Below are 20,745 nucleotides of genomic sequence, written 5' to 3'. Positions count from 1 at the left end.
TGCCTTTTTCGATGATTCCTTCACTTACCCGTCCCTCCTCCTTGCGGATTAACCGGCCTATCGTCCTCGTTGGACTGATGGGGGTCGGCAAGACGACCGTCGGCCGGCGGCTGGCCTCGAAACTGCGCGTGCCCTTCTATGATGCAGATGAGGAAATCGAGAAGGCCGCCAATATGCGGATCTCGGAATTCTTCGAGACCTATGGCGAGCCCGCCTTCCGCGATGGCGAGCGGAAAGTCATTGAGCGGCTCCTCTCCGGCCCGCCTCATGTGCTCGCCACCGGCGGCGGCGCCTTCATGAATGACGAGACCCGCGCGCTGGTGAAGGAGAAGGCGATCTCCGTCTGGCTGCGCGCCGATCTCGACCTTCTCGTCAAACGTACGGCGTTGAGGAACACCCGGCCGCTTCTGCAGAACGGGGATCCGCGTGAGATCCTCGAAAATCTCCTCAAAGAGCGCGCGCCGACCTATGCAAAGGCCGATCTGGCCGTCGACAGTATGGAAGGGCCGCATAACCGGACGGTCGACCGTATCCTGAAGAAACTGGCCGTCTTCCAGCGGCGGGGATCGAACAAATGACACTGACCACCGTAAATGTCGCGCTGGGGCCTCGCAGCTATGACATCGTCATCGGCACTGGCGCCCTCTCCGCAACGGCGGAGCGACTGACCGGCATCATCGGCAAGGGCCAGCCCGCCATCATCGCCGATGAGAAAGTCTGGGGGCTGCACAAGGACGCGCTGCTCGCCGTCACAGGCGACGTGCCCGTCATCACGGTGCCCTCCGGCGAAGCCTCCAAAAGCTTTGCTTCCTATGAGCGCGTCATGGAGGCGCTGCTGGCAGCGGATCTGGGGCGTGACGGCACGATCATCGCTTTTGGCGGCGGCGTCGTCGGCGACCTTGCGGGGTTCTGCGCGGCAACCCTCAAGCGCGGCTGCCAGTTCGTGCAGGTGCCGACCACCCTTCTGGCCCAAGTCGACAGCTCGGTCGGCGGCAAGACCGCGATCAATTCGGCAGCCGGCAAGAACCTTGTCGGCGCTTTCTACCAACCCAAACTCGTCATCATCGACACGGATCTTCTCAAGACCCTGCCCGAACGGGAGCTGAAGGCCGGATATGCGGAAGTCCTCAAATACGGCCTGCTCGGCGATGAGGTATTCTTCGGCTGGCTGGAAACAGCGTATAAGGACATTCTTGAGCTTGATCCGCTGGCCGTGACCCGCGCGATCGAAACCTCCTGCCGAGAGAAAGCGCGCCTTGTTGCCGCCGATGAGCAGGAAGCGAGCGTCCGTGCGCTCCTTAATCTCGGCCATACGTTCGGCCACGCTATCGAGGCTGAGGCTGGCTATGGCGGTGATGTCCTTCATGGCGAAGGGGTCGCCATCGGCATGGCCATGGCGTTCCGTTATTCGACGGCGCTCGGGCGCTGTCCTGGACAGGATACCGGCCGTGTCGAGGCACATCTGAAATCCGCCGGCATGCCCGCAAGTCTTGCTGATCATCCGGGCGCGAAGGGCACCGCAGAGGCGCTCCTCTCCTGGATGGGGCAAGATAAAAAGAATGTCGGTGGACGCCTCAAACTTATCCTCGCCCGCGGCATAGGCGATACCTACATCACCGACGACGTTGACCCCGACCATCTCCTTTCCTTCCTCAAGCAAGAGCCCGGCATCCAGCCCTCATGACCCTGACCATTATTCTTATCGCTTCGCTGCTCTGTTTCTCCGCCTTCTTCTCCGGCTCGGAGACAGCGCTGACCGCCACCTCCCGCGCACGGATGCGCTCGCTTGAACAAAAGGGCAGCGCAGCTGCAACCTCCGTCATCAAGCTGACCGAAGATAAAGAGCGGCTGATCGGCGCGATCCTTCTCGGCAACAACCTTGTGAACATCCTCGCCTCAGCACTGGCGACCAGCCTTTTTGCGAGCCTCTTCCCCGGCGGGGCTGGCGTGGCGATTGCCACCGCCGTGATGACAATCCTCGTCCTCGTCTTTGCCGAAGTCCTGCCTAAGACGGCCGCCATTGCGGGGCCTGAAAGCTTTGCCATGGTCGTCTCACGGCCAATGAGCGTCCTTGTGCGGATCTTCGCGCCGGTCACCGCCGTCGTGCAGTTCATCGTGCGCAATACGCTCAAAGCCTTCGGGCTTGATGTCTCGAACCAGCCGGTCCTCTCCGCGCATGAGGAACTCAAAGGCGCGATCGACCTTCACCACGAAGAAGGCTCGATGGAGAAGGAAGCCCGCGACATCATCCGCGGTGCGCTCGAACTCGACGATATCGAGGTCGAGGAGATCATGATCCACCGCAAGAATATCGAGATGCTCGATATCGACACGGATAATCGCGAGATTATCGAGGCGGTACTCCAGTCAAAGCACACGCGGATCCCTCTTTATAAGGATGAGCCGGACAACATTATCGGGGTTTTGCACGCCAAAGACCTCCTGCGCGCGCTCTGGGCGAATGAGAATGCGCCCGACCGGATCGACATGCAGGCCCTCGCCATGGAGCCCTATTTCGTGCCGGAGACGACGACGCTTCAGGAACAGCTCGATGCCTTCAAGGCGAACCAGCAGCACTTTGCCCTCATCGTCGATGAATATGGTGCGTTGCAGGGTCTTGTGACGCTCGAGGACATTCTCGAGGAAATCGTCGGCGAGATCGAAGACGAATATGACGCGCCCGTCGTCGGTGTCCGCAAACAGCCCGATGGCTCGGTCACGGTCGACGGCACCGTCACCATTCGCGATCTCAACCGCATGATGGACTGGCGTTTGCCCGATGAGGAAGCCGTCACCATTGCGGGGCTTGTGATCCATGAGGGACGCTGTATCCCTGATGTCGGGCAGGTCTTCTCTTTCTTCGGCTACCGTTTCGAGGTCCTCAAGAAACGCCGGAACCAGGTCACCTCCCTCAAGATCGTACCTGTGGAGGCCTGATCCCTGATGTTTCGCCCCGCGCCCAAGCCTGACGGCCGCGCCATGCTATTTGTCTTCATCACGGTGTTTCTGAGCCTTGTCGGGCTTGGCATAATTATGCCCGTGATGCCTGACCTGCTGGTCGAGCTGACAGGCGAGACGAAAAGCCATGCAGCGGAACTCAATGGCGTTCTGCTGTTCGCCTATGCGGGGATGCAGTTCGTCATGTCACCGATACTGGGGGCCCTCTCGGACCGGTTCGGGCGCAGGCCCGTGATCCTCGTCTCGCTCTTTGCCTATTCGCTCGACTTCCTTCTGATGGCGATTGCCCCGACCTATGCGTGGCTCTTTGCTGGCCGGCTCCTCTCCGGCGCAACAGCCGCCACATATTCGACCGCCAACGCCTTCATCGCGGACATCACCCCGCCGGATAAGCGCGCCGCGAATTTCGGCATTCTGGGCGCCGCGTTCGGGCTTGGCTTCATCATCGGACCGGCACTCGGCGGATTTGTCGGCGATCACTTCGGGGTCCGTGCGCCGTTCTTTCTTGCCAGCGCGGTCATCATGTCGAATTTCATTTTCGGCTATTTCGTCTTTCCCGAGACTCTGACCGAAGAGCGCCGCCGCAAATTCGACTGGCGCCGCGCCAACCCCTTTGGGGGGCTCTTTACGGTCGGCAGCCGCCCGCTCCTCGCTGGCGTGCTCACCGCCTATTTCATCATGCAGGTCGCGCATTACTCCCTGCCCGGCATCTGGGCGTTCTTTGCCGGCGTGAAGTTCGGCTGGAGCCAGAGCCAGATTGGCCTCTCGCTCGCTTATGTCGGGGTGACTGCCGCCATCGTACAGGGCGGGCTGATCCGCAAAGTCGTGCCCCTGATCGGGGATGTAAAAGCGGTCCTCATCGGCATGGCGTCGATGACCGCGTCCTTCATCGGCTATGCCTTCTTCACCCCCAGCGGCGAATGGGTGTTCGTGTGGGTCACGATCGGCGCACTCGGCGGCTTCATGATGCCGGGCATGCAGTCGAAAATGTCGGAGGCCACCCCGCCCGATGCGCAGGGCGAGCTACAGGGGGCGATTGCCTGCCTGATGAGCATTTCCATGGCCTTCAGCCCACTGATGATGAGCAAGCTCTTCGCCTATTTCACCGAGCCCGGCACCGGCCGCGATTTCCCCGGCGCGCCTTTCGCGCTTTCGGCGGTCCTGATCTTCATTTCGGGAATCATCTTCTTCCTCACGACAAGGAAGATCATCGAGAAGACCGAAGAAGAACGCGCGATGATCTAACCCTCTTCGGGGGGCCTCGCGTCAATCGCCAGCGCATGGACGGGCCCTGCGATTTCATCCGCCAGCGCCTTGTTCACGGCCCGCTGTGTCTCAACACGGGACAGCCCCGCAAAAGCCTCGGAAATGATTCGCACGCGGAAATGCGTCTCACCCTCGGGCCGCGCGCCTGCATGTCCCGCATGAAGATGGCTCTGATCGACCACCTCGAGCTTGAGAGGCGCGAATGCGGCGGTCAGTTTCTCGCGGATGGTTTCGGCCACGGACATGAATTCGGCTCCATAAAAAGAAAATCGCTTAGAGGGCACCCGATTGGCTTTTCTGTCAAGTCTGGCGATCCCTCTTCGCAATCGCCATAATTGCGAAATGGCCACCGATTACAGGTACAAGCCCCGGATGGGGTTCGACATTCGTGTGAAGCCCACCAAGGGCGCCCGCAAGACCCGGCGTGTCGATCAGGACGCCGAGCAGCGGGTTTGCGAGCATGATGAGTGCGAGGACAAGGCTGCCGTCAAGGTGCCTAAATCGCCCGACGCACCGAACGAATTTCTCTGGCTGTGCACCGCTCATGCGCGCGAGCACAACAAGAACTGGAACTTCTTCGAAGGAAAAACCGACGCTCAGGCAGCGGCCTTGCGCGATCAGGCCCGCTATGGTGACCGGCCGACCTGGAAGATGTCCAAGAACGGCCGCGCCTCCGCTGCCGCCCGTGCAGCGATGGGCGGCGCCAAGGATGCAATCGACGAGCAAATGGGTCTCGGCGAAGAACGCCGCAGCAATATCGATGATGGCGTCTATCGCGAAGGCCGCCGCCTGACCCGGCTGCAGGTGCAGGCCTTCCGTACAATGAACCTCAAGCCGACGGCTTCCTCGGCGGAGATCCGAAAACGCTATGCGGAGCTGGTCAAGCGCTTCCACCCTGACTCGAATGAAGGGGACCGCTCGGCGGAAAACCAGTTGCAGGACGTCATCAAGGCGCACCAGCTTCTCAAAAAAGCGAACTTCATCTGAGCATGACGGGCAAGCTCGCCAGCCGAGGCCTGATGTTTGGGATCTCGGCGCTGGTGTGTGCCTGCACGAGCGCCGGCTCGTTGAGCCTCGAGGAATTCGAAGGTCCGATTCCTGAGGTCGTGATCCATCCCCCCTTTGCCGCAGAATATGCCTGCACAGAGCACTGGGCCGGACAGCTCCTGTCGCTCGGCGATGCGCTGGGCAGCGACTGTTTCGTCACGCAAGTTGTCTCCAACGAAGAAGGCCGCGCCTTTTCCCGTTCCTTTGCCACGGACGGCCGGACCAATGGCGACTGGTTCACGTGGAAGGTGCCGGTACTGGCCCCCTTTAACGGCAAAGTGACCCGTGTCTCGCCTCGTGAGGATGGAGAGAATGAGCCGGGATTTCCCGGTGAGCCGCCGGCCGGCTTCGTCGTCTTCGAGAACAGTGACGGCTTACGTGTACTGATTGCTCATGTCGGCTCGATCACGGTCAATGTGAATGACGACATCAAGGCCGGCGAGCCCTTTGCTGTCGTCGCCAATAACGGCTTCTCACGCAGCCCGCATGTCCATATCGGCGCATGGCAGGGCCGCACTCCGCACCAGATCCGCTATGATCTGAAAGCCAAGGCGGCTTTGCGTGATCGCTGATCAGCTGCCGCCCAGCGCGATCGTCGTCCAGTAAGTGATCCCCGCAGCGATATAGGCCAGCGCGAAAAGATAGATCACCATGAACCAGGTCCATTTCGCCGAGTTGGTCTCGCGCCGCGCGACCGCGATGGTCGAGATGCATTGCGGGGCGAAAACATACCAGGCGAGGAAAGCGAGCGCCGGGGCTAGTGTCCATTCGGACGCCAGGACATCTGACATCTGCCCCAGTTCTTCATCCGCATTCTGAACGGCATAGACCGTGCCGAGCGCGCCGACCGCAACTTCCCGCGCGGCAATGCCGGGGACGAGCGCAATCACCATTTCGAGAGTGAAGCCGATGGGCTTGAAGATCGGCTCAAGGATCGAGCCGAGCTTGCCCGCATAACTCTCACGGATCTCGTTCGAGGGATAACTGAGCAGGAACCACAGGATAACCGAGACGGTGAAGATCACCGTACCGGCGCGCCGCAGGAAGATCTTTGAGCGCTGCCACAGGCCAAGGAAAAGCTCGGTGACATGCGGCCGCTTATAGGTCGGCAGCTCCATCAGGAGATGCTGTGTGCCGCCCTTGGTCACGGTCTTGCGCAGAACGAAGGCAACCAGCACGCCGAAGATGATGGCAGCGATATAAAGCCCGAACATGACGAGCCCTTGCGTGCCGAACGGCCCGACCTTGGTCGCGGGAACGAAAGCCCCGATCAGCACCGTATAGACCGGCAGTCGTGCCGAGCAGGTCATCAGCGGGGCAACAAGGATCGTCGTCAGCCGGTCGCGCTCATTGTCGAGCGTCCTTGCTGCCATCATGCCGGGGATCGCGCAGGCAAAGCTCGAGAGCAGCGGAATGAAGGCTCGGCCATTGAGCCCCGTGCGGAGCATCAGCTCATCAGCAAGGAACGCCGCCCGCGCCATATAGCCTGACATCTCAAGGATCAGGATGAAGAAGAAGAGGATGATGATCTGGGGCAGGAAGATGATGACCGAGCCGACCCCGGCGATGATGCCGTCAACGATCAGCCCCTCAAACCAGTTATCGGGCAAAATCGCCTGCACCCACTCAGCGGTCTGGGCGACCCCGGCATCGATCCAGTTCATCGGTGTTTCTGCCCAGGCAAAGACCGCCTGGAAGATCACAAAGAGCAGCCCGAGCAGCAGCAGGATGCCAAAGACAGGATGCAGGACGACGCTGTCGACGGCCTTGGTGAATTTGTTGAGCCCCGGCTCTTCAAGGATGATCTCATCAGCAAGGCTGACGGCGGCTTCACGCGACAGCGGTTGCGGCACGGCGGCCTGCCCGCCTTCAATCGCGGCCATGAGCGCTCGGCGCCCGGCGCCTCGCGGTGCCGTCGTCGGCACGACCGGCACACCCAGCGCAGCGCTCAGCACCTCAGGATTGAGCTTCACCCCGTCGCGCTCAGCCAAGTCATACATGTTAAGCGAAACGATCATCGGGATGCCGAGCCCCGTCAGCATGCCAATGAAAGGCAACTGGCGGCGGAGCTGGCCCGCATCGATGACAGCGATCAGAAGATCCGGCTGCGGTACAACCTTTGAACGGCCTTCCAGCACCTCCACCGTGACGCGGGCATCGGCGGAACGCGGATGAAGCCCGGTGATCCCCGGTAGATCGACAATGGTCGCTGCAGGTCCACCCTTGAGGCGCCCTTCGCGCAGCTCGACCGTTACGCCCGGATAGTTGCCGACCTTGGCGCGCCCGCCGGTCAGACCGTTAAAGAGGGTCGACTTGCCCGCATTGGGCGGACCAACCAGCGCGATGACGGGCCCTGCGCCATCAATAGCTTCAGGAGAGATCGGATCGTCCGTCACCGGATTGAGAACTGTCATAGCTCACCGACCTCCACTGCCTGCGCTTCGCGAGCCCGTACAGCGACGATGGCGCGCCCAACCCGCACCGAGATCGGCGTTCCGCCAAACATGCCCTTCTCGAGAACTTCAACCACGGCTCCCACAAGGAAGCCCTGCTCCTGCAGGCCTTCGAGAAGGTCCTGATCTTCGGTTTGGAGACCGGTCACTCGGGCCGGACGGCTTCTGGGCCAGCTATCAAGGCGATGCGTATTATTCATCATGCGCCCTCACCATGAATGCGAATGATTTGCAAGAATGGACTATCATGCCGCATCGTTTCACCCGCCTCATGCGACTATTTTTCCCGCATGAAGCGTCATGGGAAAACCGTCCAGAAAGCTGATCTCCCGCAGAAGGACTGCGTGACGTGCGGACGACCATTCAGCTGGCGCAGAAAATGGGCCGAAGACTGGGACGAGGTGAAATATTGCTCTCAGAGATGCCGGCAGCAATCTCGGCAACAAAGGTCCGGCCATGAGTGATGTCTCACAGGCTCCATATGACGAAGCCGTCGTCTTCGGCGCTTCTGGCGGGATCGGTGCAGCACTTGTCCGCTCGATTGCCCGCTCTTCCACCTACCGCCGGGTACATGCGATCTCCCGCCGTCCCCTGGAGCCCCAGGAGGGTATCCTCCCCCATCACTATGAGCCCAATGAGAGCGGCATTGCAGCCGTTCTTGATGGCCTCCCGCTTGAGAAGGTTGGCCTCGTCATCGTCGCCATCGGCACATTGCATGACGAGAGCCACGGACCAGAGAAAAGCATCCAGCAATTCGATAGCGAGCGTTTTCTGGATGTGATGCGGGTCAACGCCGTTTTGCCGACGCTGATCGGCAAGGCACTGATGCCCCTCATGAAAAAACGCCCGCTGAAATTTGCCGCGCTTTCTGCGCGTGTCGGCAGCATCTCCGATAATCGGCTGGGCGGATGGCATAGCTATCGCGCCTCAAAAGCTGCCCTGAATATGCTCATCCGAAATATCGCGATTGAAGCCGGGCGAGTGAACAAGGAGGCCATCGCCGTCGCGCTTCATCCGGGAACGGTCGATACGGCGCTGTCCGCCCCATTTCAGGCCAATGTCCCGGAAGGAAAACTCTTTGAGCCTGACAAAGCCGCGGACTGTCTCGTCGAAGTGCTCGCCGGTCTCAGCCCAGCCGACAGCGGCAAATGCTTTGACTATGCCGGTCGGGAAATACTGCCCTGAAGACTTGGAGGATGGTGGGCGTACCAAGGTTCGAACTTGGGACCCCTACGATGTCAACGTAGTGCTCTACCACTGAGCTATACGCCCATCCTGCCGGGCTGACGCCCTTGCGAGAGGCGGGGAATACCCACCCCGCGCAAACCTTTCAAGCGGCAATTTTGGAAAATATGCGATCAGGCCTGCGCATGAAAAAACCCGCCTCTTTCAAGGCGGGTTTCTCATTCAATCAATGGATCAAGAACCGCTTAGCGCTGGGGCTCTTCTTCCATCATTTCTTCTTCGCCTTCGTCCATGGCTTCTTCCATGTCATCAGCCATTTCTTCTGCGGCTTCTTCCATGTCGTCCATGACTTCTTCGGCTTCGTCCATCATGTCACCGGCAGCGTCTTCCATTGCTTCGCCGGCGTCATCCATGGCTTCATCAGCCTCTTCCATGGCTTCTTCAGCGCCTTCAACGACCTCTTCGACCGTAGCTTCCGGCTCATCAGCCACTTCGGCTTCGTCGCCTTTGAACAAAAACCACCAAGCTGCCACAGCAGCAGCGATCACGACGATCGCAGCAATCAGTTTACCCATGTTCTTACCTCCTAAAGGTGCCCCTCAACGTGCATTGTCTCCGCATTATTGCGGCATTGCAACGAGTTACGTTACCTTTTGGCAAGGCTAATGTGAAGAGGTCATTTAGAGGACGCGCGAGGCAATCGAGCGCAGCTTCTCGACCATCGCGGGGTCACGGGCATCCGGCGCTGTGATCAGCGCAAAATCAAGAACATTTTCAATACCTTGCGGACACGCTTTGCGTTCCGGACCGATCTTCGGCGCGAGCGATTTGAGCATATTCCGGGCATGATCCGCATTGGTCATGAGGACTTCGAGGACGTTATGCACCTCGACCGGACCCACTTCCTCGTGCCAGCAATCATAATCGGTCACCATAGCGACGAGCGCATAAGGCAGCTCTGCCTCACGGGCGAGCTTGGCTTCCGGCATCGCCGTCATGCCGATGACGTCACAGCCCCATGAGCGGTAGAGTTTTGATTCGGCGAGGGACGAGAATTGCGGCCCCTCCATCGCGAGGTAAGTGCCGCCATATGCAACCTCAACACCGATTTCCTTGACCGTTTCGAAGGCAAGCTCCGACAGGCGGGGGCAAACCGGATGCGCCATCGAGACATGGGCCACGAGACCGGGGCCGAAAAAGCTCGATGCCCTCCCCCGCGTCCGGTCGATGAACTGGTCAACGATGACGAAGGAGCCGGGCTTTAGCTCTTCCTTGAATGATCCGCAGGCGGAGATGGACAGAACATCCGTCGCGCCGAGCATTTTCAGCGCGGCGATATTCGCCCGGTAATTGAGGTCAGATGGCGGGATGCGGTGGCCCTTGCCGTGGCGCGGCAGGAACAGCATCCGAACGCCTGAAAGGCGGCCCGCGAGAATCGGGTCCGAGGGCTTGCCCCAGGGCGTTTCGATATCGTGCTCACCGACGATTTCGAGGCCGTCGAGATCATAAAGCCCACTGCCGCCGATAACGGCAAGGGATGTCTCAGCGGCCCCGCTCATCAGTGGACGTCCCGCCAGATCTGCCGGTAGCTCGCATAAACGATCCCGGCAAAGATGATCAGGAAGAGGAGCACGAAACGGCCCTGCGCCTTGCGCTGGTCCATTTTCGGCTCGGCCGCCCATGTCAGGAAGGCCGCAACATCAGCCGCATACTGCTCAACCGTTTCCGGCGAGCCGTCCTCATAAGTAATGACCCCTTCAGACAGCGGCGGAGCCATCTTGAAGACGCCGCCCGGCGGCAGTTCGTGATCTTCGAGAATATGTCCGTGGTCGTCGAGATACTCTTCTTTGACGAGCGAGCTCGTGTCCCCCGGATAGAACACGTTGTAGTACTGGCTAGCCGGCACTTCGATCGTGGCAGGCGGCTCTTCATAACCCAGCATCAGGCTGTAGATGTAGCTCGGCCCATGGTGACGGGCTTTCGCCAGAAGGCTCATATCCGGCGGATAGGCGCCGCCATTGGCAGCCTTTGCCTGGTTCTTGTTCTCGTATGGTGACGGGAAATAATCCGCCGGCAAGCCGGGCCGCTGGAACATGTCGCCAGCATCATCCGGACCGTCCGTCACCTGAAAGCTCGCGGCCAGCGACTTGATGATCGGGTTCTGGACCGGGTTCGAACAATCGGTTGATTCCGGCAGCCCCAGACCTTCCGGGCATTTGGCGAGATAATACGGGCCACCCTTGTCCCCCAGATGCCGGAAGGCAACGAGTTCCATGGAGTGGCAAGCGGCACAGACTTCGCGATAGACCTGATAGCCGCGTTGCAGCTGGGCCTTGTCATATTCGCCAAAGAGCCCATCGGAATGCCAGTGGTGGTGCAGGAGGGGCTTGGTCTCCCCTTCCGCGGCGACAGCGGTCGCTCCACCGAGAACGACGAGAGCAGCGCTAAGCTGGATAAGTACTTTCCGCATCTCGATTACTCCGCAGGGCTCGGGCTGGCGATCGGGGTTTCACCCGTTCCAGATTTCTTCTTGTCGGCTAGCACCGCTTCCGAAATCGATTTGGGCATTTCCGTCGGGGTCTCCATGACCGAGAGGATCGGCAAGATCATGAGGAAATAGGCGAAATAGTAGATCGTCCCCACCAGCGAGAAGAAGACGAAGGGCTGTTCCGCCGGTTTGCCGCCGAGCCAGCCAAGGATGAAAAAGTCGATGACCAGAAGGAAGAACCAGAGCTTCGCAATCGGGCGATAGCGCATGGACTTCACTTTGGAGCGATCAAGCCATGGCAGGATGAACCAGATGAGGATCGAGCCCATCATCACGAGGAAGCCGCCGAGCTTGGAGTTGATCAGGACGATATCCGTGAACGGAATGCCGATATTGAAGTTGATGGCGCGCAGCATCGCATAGAACGGCAGGAAGTACCATTCGGGCACGATATGCGCCGGCGTCACGAGGGGATCCGCCGGGATATAATTGTCCGGGTGACCCAGCGCATTCGGGTTGAAATACACAAAGGCCGCAAAGAGGATCAGGAAGAGGATGATCGCGAACCCGTCCTTGACCGTATAATACGGGTGGAACGGCACGGTGTCCTTCTTCGACTGAGCTTCGACGCCCGTCGGGTTGGAGTTGCCCGGAATGTGCAGCGCCCAGATGTGAAGGATCACAAGGCCCGCAATCACGAATGGCAGCAGGTAATGCAGCGCAAAAAAGCGGTTCAGCGTCGGGCTGTCGACAGTGAAACCACCCAGAAGAAGCGTGTGGATCGGATCACCGATGATCGGCAGCGCGGTGACGAGGCCTGAAATCACGGTCGCGCCCCAGAATGACATCTGACCCCATGGCAGCACGTAACCCATGAACGCTGTGCCCATCATCAGCAGGAAGATAAGGACACCGATCATCCACAGAACCTCACGCGGTTCTTTGTAGGAGCCATAATAAAGGCCGCGGGCAATGTGCAGATAGACGGCGAGGAAGAACATCGACGCGCCGTTCATGTGCACGTAGCGGATCAACCAGCCATAGTTTACATCGCGCATGATGTGCTCGACGCTTTTAAACGCAAGCTGGGAGTCAGCCACATAGTGCATCGCGAGAACGATGCCGGTGATGATCTGGACCATCAGGCAGACGGCGAGGATCCCGCCAAACGTCCACCAGTAGTTCAGGTTCTTCGGACAGGGGAAATCGACCCCTGTGTCATAGCCAAGGCGGATGATCGGCAGGCGCTTGTCGAGCCAGCGCTCAAGACCGGATCCGGGGACGTAATTGCTTTCGTGTGACATGTCAGATTACCCCAGCCGGATGGTCGTGTCTGAGACGAATTGGAGCGGCGGCACCGGAAGGTTCTCTGGCGCCGGACCTTTGATGATGCGGCCGAACGGATCGTAGTGGCTGCCGTGGCAGGGGCAGAACCATCCGCCATAATCGCCTTTGGTTTCACCCTGCTCGGTGCCGAGCGGGATACAGCCAAGGTGCGTACAGACACCAAGAACGACGACGAAGTCCTTTGCCCCGCTCTCGGGACCGGTCACCCGCGTGTCGAAATCAGCAGCGCCCGGCTTGTCCGGGTTCCGGCTATCCGTGTCTTTCAGAATGCTTGTGGGTTCTTCTTCGGTCGCGGTGATCTCGCGTTCCGTCAGGCGGCGGATGAAGACCGGCTTGCCCTGCCAGACAACCTTCACAGCCTGCCCCGGCTCGATCCCGGCAATGGAGACTTCCTTTGTGGCCAAGGCCCGGACGTCTGCGGCGGGGTTCATCTGGTGCACCATCGGGATGGCGATCCCCACGGCGGCTGCCCCGGCAGTGCCGACAGCGAGAAGATGGATGAAGTCGCGGCGGCCTTGATCTTCCAGACCGCTACCGTCGTTTTGATCGTTGGAACTCATTGAAAAACCCGCGAGACGGGCCCCTTGCATGGAAGTCGTTTGAGAATTTCCGGATGCGTCTGCCACGCGTCTTGGCCCACGTCCAGCGGGCAGGTTGGCACAGGCCTGTATCTTTTTGACGACTTGACGACAAATCCGGCCTGATCAATGGCCGGTGTCATGCTCCATCTTGCTCTCTTCCAGCCAGAGATCGCCGCCAATGTCGGCGCCGCCATCCGGGCTGCGGCCTGTTTCGGGGCCGAGCTTCATGTCATCGAGCCGTGCGGTTTCCCTTGGAAAACAAGGGACATAGAGAGAGTGTCACTTGATTACGGCGCCCTCGCCCCGCCCCACCGGCATGCGGATTGGCGGGCATTCCGGGAAGGCGTTCCCGGCCGGATCATCCTGATGACCACGAAGGCCGAGACCGCCTATCACGAGCATGACTGGCAAAGGGGCGACATATTGCTCCTCGGGCAAGAGAGCGCCGGTGTGCCGGAAGATATCCACAATGAAGCGGATATCCGCCTGCGAATCCCCCTCGCCCCCGGCGCACGCTCCCTCAATATGGCAATGGCGGGCGCGATCGGCATGGCCGAAGCGCGCCGCCAGATCGGCTGGGGATAAGTCCTCAGCCGGGCAATGTGCTCATGTCGATGACGAAGCGATATTTCACATCGCTCTTCTGCATCCGCTCATAGGCCTGATTGATTTCATCCATCTGGATGATCTCGATGTCTGAGGTGATCCCGTGCTCGGCACAGAAATCGAGCATCTCCTGGGTCTCCTTGAGACCGCCGATCAGCGAGCCCGCAATGCTTCGCCGACCAAAGACCATCGGCGCACTATTGATCTCAGGCAGCTGTTCGACTGCACCGACGATGCACATCACACCATCAATCTTGAGGAGCCCGACATAGGGGTTGAGATCGTGACGCACGGGGATCGTATTCAGGATGAAATCGAATCGCCCGGCATTCTTTGCCATGGCGTCATCATCCTTGGAGATCAGGACCTCATCCGCGCCGAGAGCCTTTGCGTCTTCACCCTTCTCAGGGGACGTTGTGATCATCACGACATGCGCGCCAAGCGCATGGGCGAATTTGACGCCCATATGGCCAAGACCGCCAAGCCCGACGATGCCGACCGTCTGTCCCGGCCCTACCTTCCAGTGCTTCAATGGCGACCAAGTCGTGATGCCTGCGCAAAGGAGCGGCGCGGCGCCCGCCGGATCGAGCTTGCCGGAAATGCTCAAGACAAATTCCTGATCACAAATGATCTCTCTGGAATAGCCGCCATATGTGACGCCGCCCGGATCATTGGTGGCTGATCCATAGGTCATAGTGAAGGCGTTGCAGTATTGCTCATTGCCCGCTTCGCATTGGGCACAGTGACGGCAACTGTCGACGAGGCAGCCCACTGCCGCCTTGTCGCCGACAGCGAACCCGGAGACCTCACTGCCGACTTCCGCAATCGTCCCGACGATTTCATGGCCCGGCACCAATGGATATTGCGAGAAGCCCCAATCATTGTTCACCATGTGAAGATCAGAGTGGCAGACCCCGCAAAACTCGATTTCTATACGGATATCCTTGGGGCCCAATTCCCTGCGCTCAATGGCGAAAGGCCCGAGAGGGGCATTGGCGGCTTTGGCGGCAAAGGCGGCTGTCGACATGGGTCTCTCCTGAATATTGACTTGCAATGCTAGATGGTCATGCCCTCCGCCGCACGCAACGAACGCAGCGCTCGCCCGCGGCGAATTGCGCTGCCCCTACAGGCAGCTTATGGGGTCGCCATGACAGACCTGTTTGACGAGAAGAAATCCCGCGCCCGTGCATGGTTCGAAGCACTGCGGGACCAGATCCACGCGGCCTTCGAAGCGATCGAGGATGACGCGGACCCCGCCCTCTATCTCGATATGCAGGGAGGCCGTTTCGAGCGGACACCCTGGAGCCGCGGAGACGGATCAGAAGATCAGGGCGGCGGCGTCATGGGCATGATGAAGGGCCGCGTCTTTGAGAAGGCAGGCATTCACACCTCAACCGTCTACGGAGAGTTTTCGGAAGAATTCCGCAAGGCCATTCCCGGCGCGGAGGAAGACCCGCGCTTCTGGGCGAGCGGGATCAGCCTGATTGCGCATACCCGCAACCCGCATGCGCCGGCTGCGCATATGAATACGCGGATGATCGTGACGACCAAGGGCTGGTTCGGCGGCGGCGGGGATCTCAACCCAATGCATCCGGCCTACCGGACGGACAGCCACGATGACACGCAAAGCTTCCTCGGCGCCTACAAGGCGACCTGCGACGCTCATGACCCGGCCTATTGGCCGAAATTCAAGGAATGGTGCGACACCTATTTCTATCTGCCGCACAGAGACGAGCCGCGCGGCGTTGGCGGCATCTTTTATGACCATCTCGATTCTGGAGATTGGGAGGCGGATTTTGCCTTCACGCAGGATGTCGGCAAGACGTTCCTCGACATCTATCCCCAGCTCGTCCGGCAGCGGATGAATATGTCATGGACAGAAGAAGACCGGCAGGCCCAGCTGCGCCAGCGCGGCCGCTATGCCGAGTTCAATCTTCTCTATGACCGGGGGACGACCTTCGGGCTGAAGACCGGCGGCAATGTCGACTCGATCCTCTCAAGCCTGCCGCCGCTTGCCGTTTGGGAGTGATCCTGGTCGTCAGACCGTCGTGACCTCTTCGGAAAAACCGAAATTGAGAATCAACGCATCCCAAACGGCAATCAGGGTCACAAGACAGAGAAGCCGCGCGGGCGGTTTGGCATCCGGTGCAATCCCGGCTGACTTCAGATCGAGACGGCCATAGCGGTTGACGATCTGCATGACGTTCTGCGCATCGACCCGGCCAGACATCGCCCCTGCGTAAGCATCAATCTCACCACGGATATAATCGAAGGCGGGCGGCAGCTGCAGGTCCCTCACAGCAGTGCGCAAAGACCGGAGGAGCGCCGGGACAGCCTGCGGCAGGGCGGCATAACGGACAGGCGTTGAATTGGCGTCGCCCGCATCACTCCAGTCAACGATCTCACCCAGTACTTCGAACATCTCGTGGCAGACATCGGCAAGCTCACGCGAATAGCGCTCAATCCTCAGATCAAAGAACATGCCCGGCTGGCCCGTCACCGGCACGACCAGACAAGCGCCCTTGCCCGTGCTGCGATAAGCGCGAATGACCGCGCGACGGATCTCGACAAGGAACTCATCGGCCATGCCGGGGACACTGTCGGCATTCCCGCCCGCAAAAAGATCGGAGACCTCTGCCGGACGACGGACATCAACAAGCTCCGTCAGCATCGGTTTGAGACGGCGGTCTTCGGGATCAAGCCCGACCGTCGCGGTATCGAGCGCGATCGTCGCAACGGCGGTGCCGACCGCGCCTGTCGTGAGACGCGCGGCAATTGAGAGATCGCCCTCTTCGATACTGGCCGGCGCAAAGGACGCGGGGGCCAGCGGTTCAGGCACACCCAGATCAGCTTCCGCCGCTGCAGCGGCACGATCCATAGAGCCCGGGGCATAGAAGGTTTCAATCGGCAAGACCCGGCCACTGACCCGCTGGATCGACGCGCCTTTCGGCCGTCGAGATTGCTGCATCTGACGCAAACCCATGAGACAGGCGGCTAATGCCATCCCGCCGAACAGGATCGTGATCCAGCCGATTGCCGTAATTCCCATGACACCCCCTACCGTCCCATAACGATACCCCCATCAGGGCCTGCTGCGAAGGCCCCTTCGCGCCTCAATCCACCTGCCACGCAATAAAAAAACGGGCGCCCGTCAGAGCGCCCGTCCCATTACTCAATAACCTGCACCAAAGGCAGGATCAGTCATTATTGCCACGCAGGCCGGAGAGCCCAGCAAAAATCGTGATCAGACCGAATGCCGCCGTCGCATAAGCACCCCAGCGGAAATCAGAGAACGCTGCCTGCTCGGTCGTGAAGACCTCTTTGGCAAACCAGCCAAACGTCACAATCGCAGCAACACCGGCCACAATGGTCACAAGGCTGGTCAGACGGCCGATCAGCGGCACGAGACCGATTACCGACAGGGCGGCGGACAATACGCCAAGCGCCACAGTCGCCAGCACCAGCTGGCCAAACAGGCCGTAAGCCGGGGCGCACTCACCCGACATCGAAATCTTGCCGTCCATGAGGCAGCCGATCGTGCTATCGACAAATGCACTGCCAAGAACGGGTTCAGTGAAGCTTGCGCCAAGGATCTGGCCGGTGCTGTCGAGCAGCCAGGGGCCGAAATAGGCCGCCGCGGCAATGGCAAGCGAGAGTAAAATGCGGATCATCTGTACGCCCTTCAGGTATTCCCAACGGGACTAGATTAACGGACGCTTAAGGTTCGGCCAAGCCCAAAGGGCAAGTTCATTTTCCGGGTGGCAAATGCGCCGCAATCCGGCCCAGAACCGCCTCCCACCTGTATTCGTCCTGCATCAGGGTCCGTCCGGCCTCTCCCAGACGGCGGCGCATTTCGGGATCTCCGAGCAGTTCCAGCACCTTAGTGGCAGTTTCCTCGGCACTATTGGCCTCAAGAAGGTGCTCTCCCGGGGTCACGGAAATGCCTGTCAGGGCTCCTGAACTTGCGACCACCGGCACGCCCATCGCCATGGCCTCAAGAACTTTATTCTGAACACCCCGGGCGATCCGCAGTGGCGCAACGGCGAGTTGCGCATCCGCCATGAACGGCCGGATGTCATCAACCCGGCCCGTGACCGTCACGCCTGGCTCCATGCCAAGCTTGCGGACGGGGCCTGTCGGGTCGCGGCCGATAATGCCGAATGTCAGCGTGGGATGCTGGTGTTTGAGCTGCGGCCAGACCTCGCGAACGAACCAGATCACCGCATCGGCATTCGGCCGATAATCCATCGCCCCGGTGAAGACGATATCGAAGGGATGGGTGAGATGCGGAAACTCTCCGTCCGGGTTCCAGAAGGAAAGATCGATCCCGTTGCGGTACCAGTCGACGCGCTCCTGCGGCATGCCCGCCGTCTCTTTGAGGAGGTCTGCTTCCTCTGGTGAGACAAGGAAGGTCTTCTCGCTCAGCTGGGCAGCGCGTGTTTCGGCAACGGCCACTTTCCGCGCCTCGCGCCGGTGGAGCGACCGCATGAATGGAAGCCCGTCTGCCGCATAGCTTTGCCATTTGGCACTGTCCGCATCGACCATATCGACAAAGAGCGGCGCTTCGGCACCGTCGGCATAGATCGTCATCGCGCCAGAGAAATAGATCTCCGCGACCAGCCCCTTTGCCCGCTCCCGAGCAACGAAGCTGCGCATCAATTCATCCTCATACCACGCAAAACTGAGCGGCTGGCCTTTCATGAGACCTTTGAGCGACCGCCAGCGCCCCTGCATCGCGCCGAGCGGCCGGATGCAGGTCGCGGCACAGAGGTTTTCGAGAACATCGGTGTGAATGGCGTCGGACGGATCATCGATGAAGGTGCCGAGCGCGAGGTCATATCTCTCGGCAAGGAACTTCGTCAGGTGCCAGGACCTGATCTTATCCCCTTTGTTAGGCGGATAGGGAATTCTGTGGGTCAGAAGGAGCGCGCGTTTTTTGGCGCCGGTCATGCGAGATGCCCTGCCAGCATTGGCCCCAGCCGATTGGCAACTGGCACCGGCAGCCGGGTCCAGACCTTGGACATCAAAGCGAATTTGGGGTTCTGCGGATTGACATTGGGCATTTCGTCCGTCTGCATCAGTTTGTACATATAGGAAAGCGCCCGCGGCTCGAACCCCCAATGGGTCTTATAGGCATGAGCGCCCGTCCCGCGCTTCGACCGCCCAAGATCGAAGATACGCGCGCCGCGCGTCAGAGCGTGCCCCATCATCCACCAGTAAAGATAATCGCCGGCATGGCTGCGCCGCGCGCCCGGTGAGATGAACGAGCTGTAGAGATGCACCGTATCGCGATGATAATAATTGATGACCCCGGCGAGGGGCTCGCCTGCCTGCTCGACAAAGATCAGCTCCATGTCATCGCCGAAACGGGATTTCTGCGCTTCAAGCCAACGGTGCGGAAAAACAGGCGTGCCGTGATCGCGCTGGGCAATGGCATAGCCTTTCCAGAACAGTTTGAGGTCATCGGAAGGCTGGATCGTCAGCTCCCCCTCCGCCGCCCAGTCGATGGCCTTTCGGATATCGGCGCGCTTCTTCCGGCGGATTGATTTGAGGCGTTCATCCTCGTTCTCGATAATCCCTACAGAGAATGTATCGTAGATGCCCTCTTTTTCGTGCCAGCCCTCTTCAGAGTCATCCTCGCTGCGCAGCTCGATATATTCGCTGCTGCGAGCTTTCGCTTCGGCAAGAGCCCGCGTGAGCAAGGCTGCTCTTGTCTCATCGTCTTCTGCGACGACCCCGCCGCCGACAGTGAAGCCGACGGAAATCAGGGCACGTCCAAAAAGGCTCGACCGCCTGTCGATCAGGGGCAGGATGCCTGCGACCTCTCCGTCCCGTTCGGCAAGAAGATAGACCGGTTCATGACCATAGGTGTCATGGATCGCTTCGGCCCAACCATAGCGGTGAAAGAAACTGCCCGCCCTCGCAACATAGCTGTCCCATGCAAATGCATCGTCCGCAGTTGAAAGGCGAATCTCGATCCCGCTCACAGGGTCGCTCCCCTAGCGATATCTTCGGCAAAGACCTGATCGATCCGTCCCCAGCGGAAATCATCGAGCAGCCTGCCGACTTTGCGTTCCATGACCGGCAGATTGAGCCGGTGCCGCAGCCGCGATTTGAGCGAGAGCCCGCCCACTTTTGGCTGGTCAGGATCAACCTCCCACGGGTGGAAATAAAAGACGCCCTGCCTGCCCGCCCCTTCGAGGCGGCGCCAGAGCGAACGGCTCACCGGATAAGGCATGGCGCGGAACCATCCGCCCCCGGCGCAACTCTGGCGGCGGCCGAAAATCTCCTGCACCGCCACCGGGATTTCAACCAGCGCCCCGCCCGCGACATGAACGCCTAGCGGCGCATCGGGGTCGCCATAATGATCATGCGCAATCGGATGCGAGGAGGAAGAATAAAGATGGCCCTCTTCGGCAAGGATCTCATGTGCCCAGGGCGTGCGGGAATCGATCGAGAATCCGGCCGCGCGAAAGCCCGTGACGGTCACTTGCGCAATATCTTCAAGGCAGGCTTTGGTTTTGCGGATATCCTCGCGGAATTCATCCGGTGTCTGATCGAACACCTTGGTATGATCCCAGCCATGGCTTGCGATCTCATGGCCCTCTTCGGCCATCCGGCGGATCAGGCCGGGCAGCCTTTCGGCGACCCACCCCAGGATAAAGAAGGTACAGCCCGCCCCCTTGGCCGCAAACAGATCGAGCAACCGGCTGGTGCTGTCTTCCACCCGCAGGGCATGATCGTCCCAGTCCTCACGGGAGATGACGGAGCTGAGGGCCCAGACCTGGAACCAGTCTTCAACGTCAACCGACAT

The 20,745-nt window shown here is 60.0% G+C and carries 24 protein-coding genes and 1 tRNA gene; 10 read left to right on the top strand and 15 right to left on the bottom strand.

Annotated elements, in window-relative coordinates; genetic code table 11:
• Nucleotides 1-11: 11 nt before the first annotated feature.
• The 4 genes from DX908_RS14560 to DX908_RS14545 are packed head-to-tail and all read left to right on the top strand — an operon-like array spanning nucleotide 12 to nucleotide 4,203.
• A complete protein-coding gene (locus DX908_RS14560) occupies nucleotides 12-578 on the top strand; it encodes a shikimate kinase (protein WP_116393483.1) in 567 nt (188 codons plus the stop codon).
• Complete coding sequence (gene aroB, locus DX908_RS14555; protein ID WP_116393218.1) at nucleotides 575-1,684, top strand: 3-dehydroquinate synthase; 1,110 nt, start codon at nucleotides 575-577, stop codon at nucleotides 1,682-1,684. The genes DX908_RS14560 and aroB overlap by 4 nt, the downstream gene beginning before the upstream one ends.
• Nucleotides 1,681-2,937, top strand: coding sequence for an HlyC/CorC family transporter (locus tag DX908_RS14550; RefSeq protein WP_233508731.1), 1,257 nt, complete (start codon nucleotides 1,681-1,683; stop codon nucleotides 2,935-2,937). The genes aroB and DX908_RS14550 overlap by 4 nt, the downstream gene beginning before the upstream one ends.
• A 6-nt stretch (nucleotides 2,938-2,943) precedes the next feature.
• Nucleotides 2,944-4,203 carry a TCR/Tet family MFS transporter gene (locus tag DX908_RS14545; RefSeq protein ID WP_116393217.1) on the top strand — a complete coding sequence of 420 codons (1,260 nt, stop codon included), beginning with the start codon at nucleotides 2,944-2,946 and terminating at the stop codon, nucleotides 4,201-4,203.
• On the opposite strand, the gene DX908_RS14540 is transcribed toward DX908_RS14545, so the two are convergent.
• Nucleotides 4,200-4,469 (bottom strand): BolA family protein, encoded by a 270-nt coding sequence (locus DX908_RS14540; RefSeq protein ID WP_116393481.1) that lies wholly within the window; start codon nucleotides 4,467-4,469, stop codon nucleotides 4,200-4,202. The two genes, DX908_RS14545 and DX908_RS14540, sit on opposite strands and share 4 nt — an antisense overlap.
• A 97-nt stretch (nucleotides 4,470-4,566) precedes the next feature.
• Here DX908_RS14540 and DX908_RS14535 point away from each other — a divergent pair, with 97 nt between their 5' ends.
• Both DX908_RS14535 and DX908_RS14530 read left to right on the top strand, forming a co-directional pair.
• A complete protein-coding gene (locus tag DX908_RS14535; protein WP_147303822.1) occupies nucleotides 4,567-5,211 on the top strand; it encodes a J domain-containing protein in 645 nt (214 codons plus the stop codon).
• A 2-nt stretch (nucleotides 5,212-5,213) separates the two neighbouring features.
• The gene (locus DX908_RS14530) at nucleotides 5,214-5,843 is read left to right on the top strand and encodes a M23 family metallopeptidase (RefSeq protein WP_116393215.1); all 630 of its coding nucleotides are present in this window, start codon (nucleotides 5,214-5,216) and stop codon (nucleotides 5,841-5,843) included.
• Here DX908_RS14530 and feoB read toward each other — a convergent pair whose 3' ends face one another.
• Entirely contained in the window at nucleotides 5,844-7,685 is a 1,842-nt protein-coding gene (gene feoB / locus DX908_RS14525) for a ferrous iron transport protein B (protein WP_116393214.1), read from the bottom strand.
• On the bottom strand, nucleotides 7,682-7,927 hold the full coding sequence (locus tag DX908_RS14520; RefSeq protein WP_116393213.1) for a FeoA family protein: 246 nt from the start codon (nucleotides 7,925-7,927) through the stop codon (nucleotides 7,682-7,684). The genes feoB and DX908_RS14520 overlap by 4 nt, the downstream gene beginning before the upstream one ends.
• A gap of 15 nt (nucleotides 7,928-7,942) precedes the next feature.
• On the opposite strand from DX908_RS14520, the gene DX908_RS14515 reads away from it, so the two are divergent.
• Nucleotides 7,943-8,188, top strand: coding sequence for a DUF2256 domain-containing protein (locus tag DX908_RS14515; RefSeq protein ID WP_325047977.1), 246 nt, complete (start codon nucleotides 7,943-7,945; stop codon nucleotides 8,186-8,188).
• A complete protein-coding gene (locus tag DX908_RS14510) occupies nucleotides 8,181-8,909 on the top strand; it encodes an SDR family NAD(P)-dependent oxidoreductase (RefSeq protein WP_116393211.1) in 729 nt (242 codons plus the stop codon). The genes DX908_RS14515 and DX908_RS14510 overlap by 8 nt, the downstream gene beginning before the upstream one ends.
• A 12-nt stretch (nucleotides 8,910-8,921) precedes the next feature.
• On the opposite strand, the gene DX908_RS14505 is transcribed toward DX908_RS14510, so the two are convergent.
• The 6 genes from DX908_RS14505 to petA form a co-directional block, all read right to left on the bottom strand.
• Nucleotides 8,922-8,996, bottom strand: a tRNA-Val gene (locus DX908_RS14505).
• A gap of 158 nt (nucleotides 8,997-9,154) precedes the next feature.
• A complete protein-coding gene (locus DX908_RS14500) occupies nucleotides 9,155-9,484 on the bottom strand; it encodes a hypothetical protein (RefSeq protein ID WP_116393210.1) in 330 nt (109 codons plus the stop codon).
• 105 nt (nucleotides 9,485-9,589) lie between these two features.
• On the bottom strand, nucleotides 9,590-10,468 hold the full coding sequence (locus DX908_RS14495) for an S-methyl-5'-thioadenosine phosphorylase (RefSeq protein WP_116393209.1): 879 nt from the start codon (nucleotides 10,466-10,468) through the stop codon (nucleotides 9,590-9,592).
• Complete coding sequence (locus DX908_RS14490) at nucleotides 10,468-11,379, bottom strand: cytochrome c1 (RefSeq protein ID WP_116393208.1); 912 nt, start codon at nucleotides 11,377-11,379, stop codon at nucleotides 10,468-10,470. Before DX908_RS14490 ends, DX908_RS14495 begins: the two co-directional genes overlap by 1 nt.
• Nucleotides 11,380-11,384: 5 nt before the next feature.
• Nucleotides 11,385-12,701, bottom strand: a complete 1,317-nt coding sequence (locus DX908_RS14485) for a cytochrome b (RefSeq protein WP_116393207.1) — start codon at nucleotides 12,699-12,701, stop codon at nucleotides 11,385-11,387.
• Between the two features lie 6 nt (nucleotides 12,702-12,707).
• Entirely contained in the window at nucleotides 12,708-13,304 is a 597-nt protein-coding gene (petA, locus tag DX908_RS14480) for a ubiquinol-cytochrome c reductase iron-sulfur subunit (protein ID WP_116393206.1), read from the bottom strand.
• Nucleotides 13,305-13,517: 213 nt separating this feature from the next.
• Between petA and DX908_RS14475 the strand changes: the two genes are divergently transcribed.
• Nucleotides 13,518-13,910, top strand: coding sequence for a tRNA (cytidine(34)-2'-O)-methyltransferase (locus DX908_RS14475; protein ID WP_233508740.1), 393 nt, complete (start codon nucleotides 13,518-13,520; stop codon nucleotides 13,908-13,910).
• Nucleotides 13,911-13,914: 4 nt separating this feature from the next.
• On the opposite strand, the gene DX908_RS14470 is transcribed toward DX908_RS14475, so the two are convergent.
• Entirely contained in the window at nucleotides 13,915-14,958 is a 1,044-nt protein-coding gene (locus tag DX908_RS14470; RefSeq protein WP_116393204.1) for an NAD(P)-dependent alcohol dehydrogenase, read from the bottom strand.
• 120 nt (nucleotides 14,959-15,078) lie between these two features.
• Here DX908_RS14470 and hemF point away from each other — a divergent pair, with 120 nt between their 5' ends.
• Entirely contained in the window at nucleotides 15,079-15,960 is an 882-nt protein-coding gene (gene hemF, locus DX908_RS14465) for an oxygen-dependent coproporphyrinogen oxidase (RefSeq protein WP_116393480.1), read from the top strand.
• A 9-nt stretch (nucleotides 15,961-15,969) separates the two neighbouring features.
• Here the strand turns inward: hemF and DX908_RS14460 are convergent, their stop codons facing one another.
• From DX908_RS14460 to DX908_RS14440, 5 genes are all read right to left on the bottom strand, one after another.
• Nucleotides 15,970-16,980 (bottom strand): hypothetical protein, encoded by a 1,011-nt coding sequence (locus DX908_RS14460; protein ID WP_116393203.1) that lies wholly within the window; start codon nucleotides 16,978-16,980, stop codon nucleotides 15,970-15,972.
• Nucleotides 16,981-17,128: 148 nt separating this feature from the next.
• The gene (locus DX908_RS14455; protein WP_116393202.1) at nucleotides 17,129-17,602 is read right to left on the bottom strand and encodes a hypothetical protein; all 474 of its coding nucleotides are present in this window, start codon (nucleotides 17,600-17,602) and stop codon (nucleotides 17,129-17,131) included.
• Nucleotides 17,603-17,678: 76 nt separating this feature from the next.
• On the bottom strand, nucleotides 17,679-18,881 hold the full coding sequence (locus DX908_RS14450; protein ID WP_116393201.1) for a TIGR03087 family PEP-CTERM/XrtA system glycosyltransferase: 1,203 nt from the start codon (nucleotides 18,879-18,881) through the stop codon (nucleotides 17,679-17,681).
• The gene (locus tag DX908_RS14445; RefSeq protein ID WP_116393200.1) at nucleotides 18,878-19,918 is read right to left on the bottom strand and encodes a FemAB family XrtA/PEP-CTERM system-associated protein; all 1,041 of its coding nucleotides are present in this window, start codon (nucleotides 19,916-19,918) and stop codon (nucleotides 18,878-18,880) included. Before DX908_RS14445 ends, DX908_RS14450 begins: the two co-directional genes overlap by 4 nt.
• Complete coding sequence (locus DX908_RS14440; RefSeq protein ID WP_116393199.1) at nucleotides 19,915-20,745, bottom strand: XrtA system polysaccharide deacetylase; 831 nt, start codon at nucleotides 20,743-20,745, stop codon at nucleotides 19,915-19,917. The genes DX908_RS14445 and DX908_RS14440 overlap by 4 nt, the downstream gene beginning before the upstream one ends.

It is taken from the genome of Parvularcula marina, from assembly GCF_003399445.1.
Taxonomy (GTDB): Bacteria; Pseudomonadota; Alphaproteobacteria; order Caulobacterales; family Parvularculaceae; genus Parvularcula; species Parvularcula marina.
This window is presented reverse-complemented; position numbering and strand designations above follow the sequence as displayed.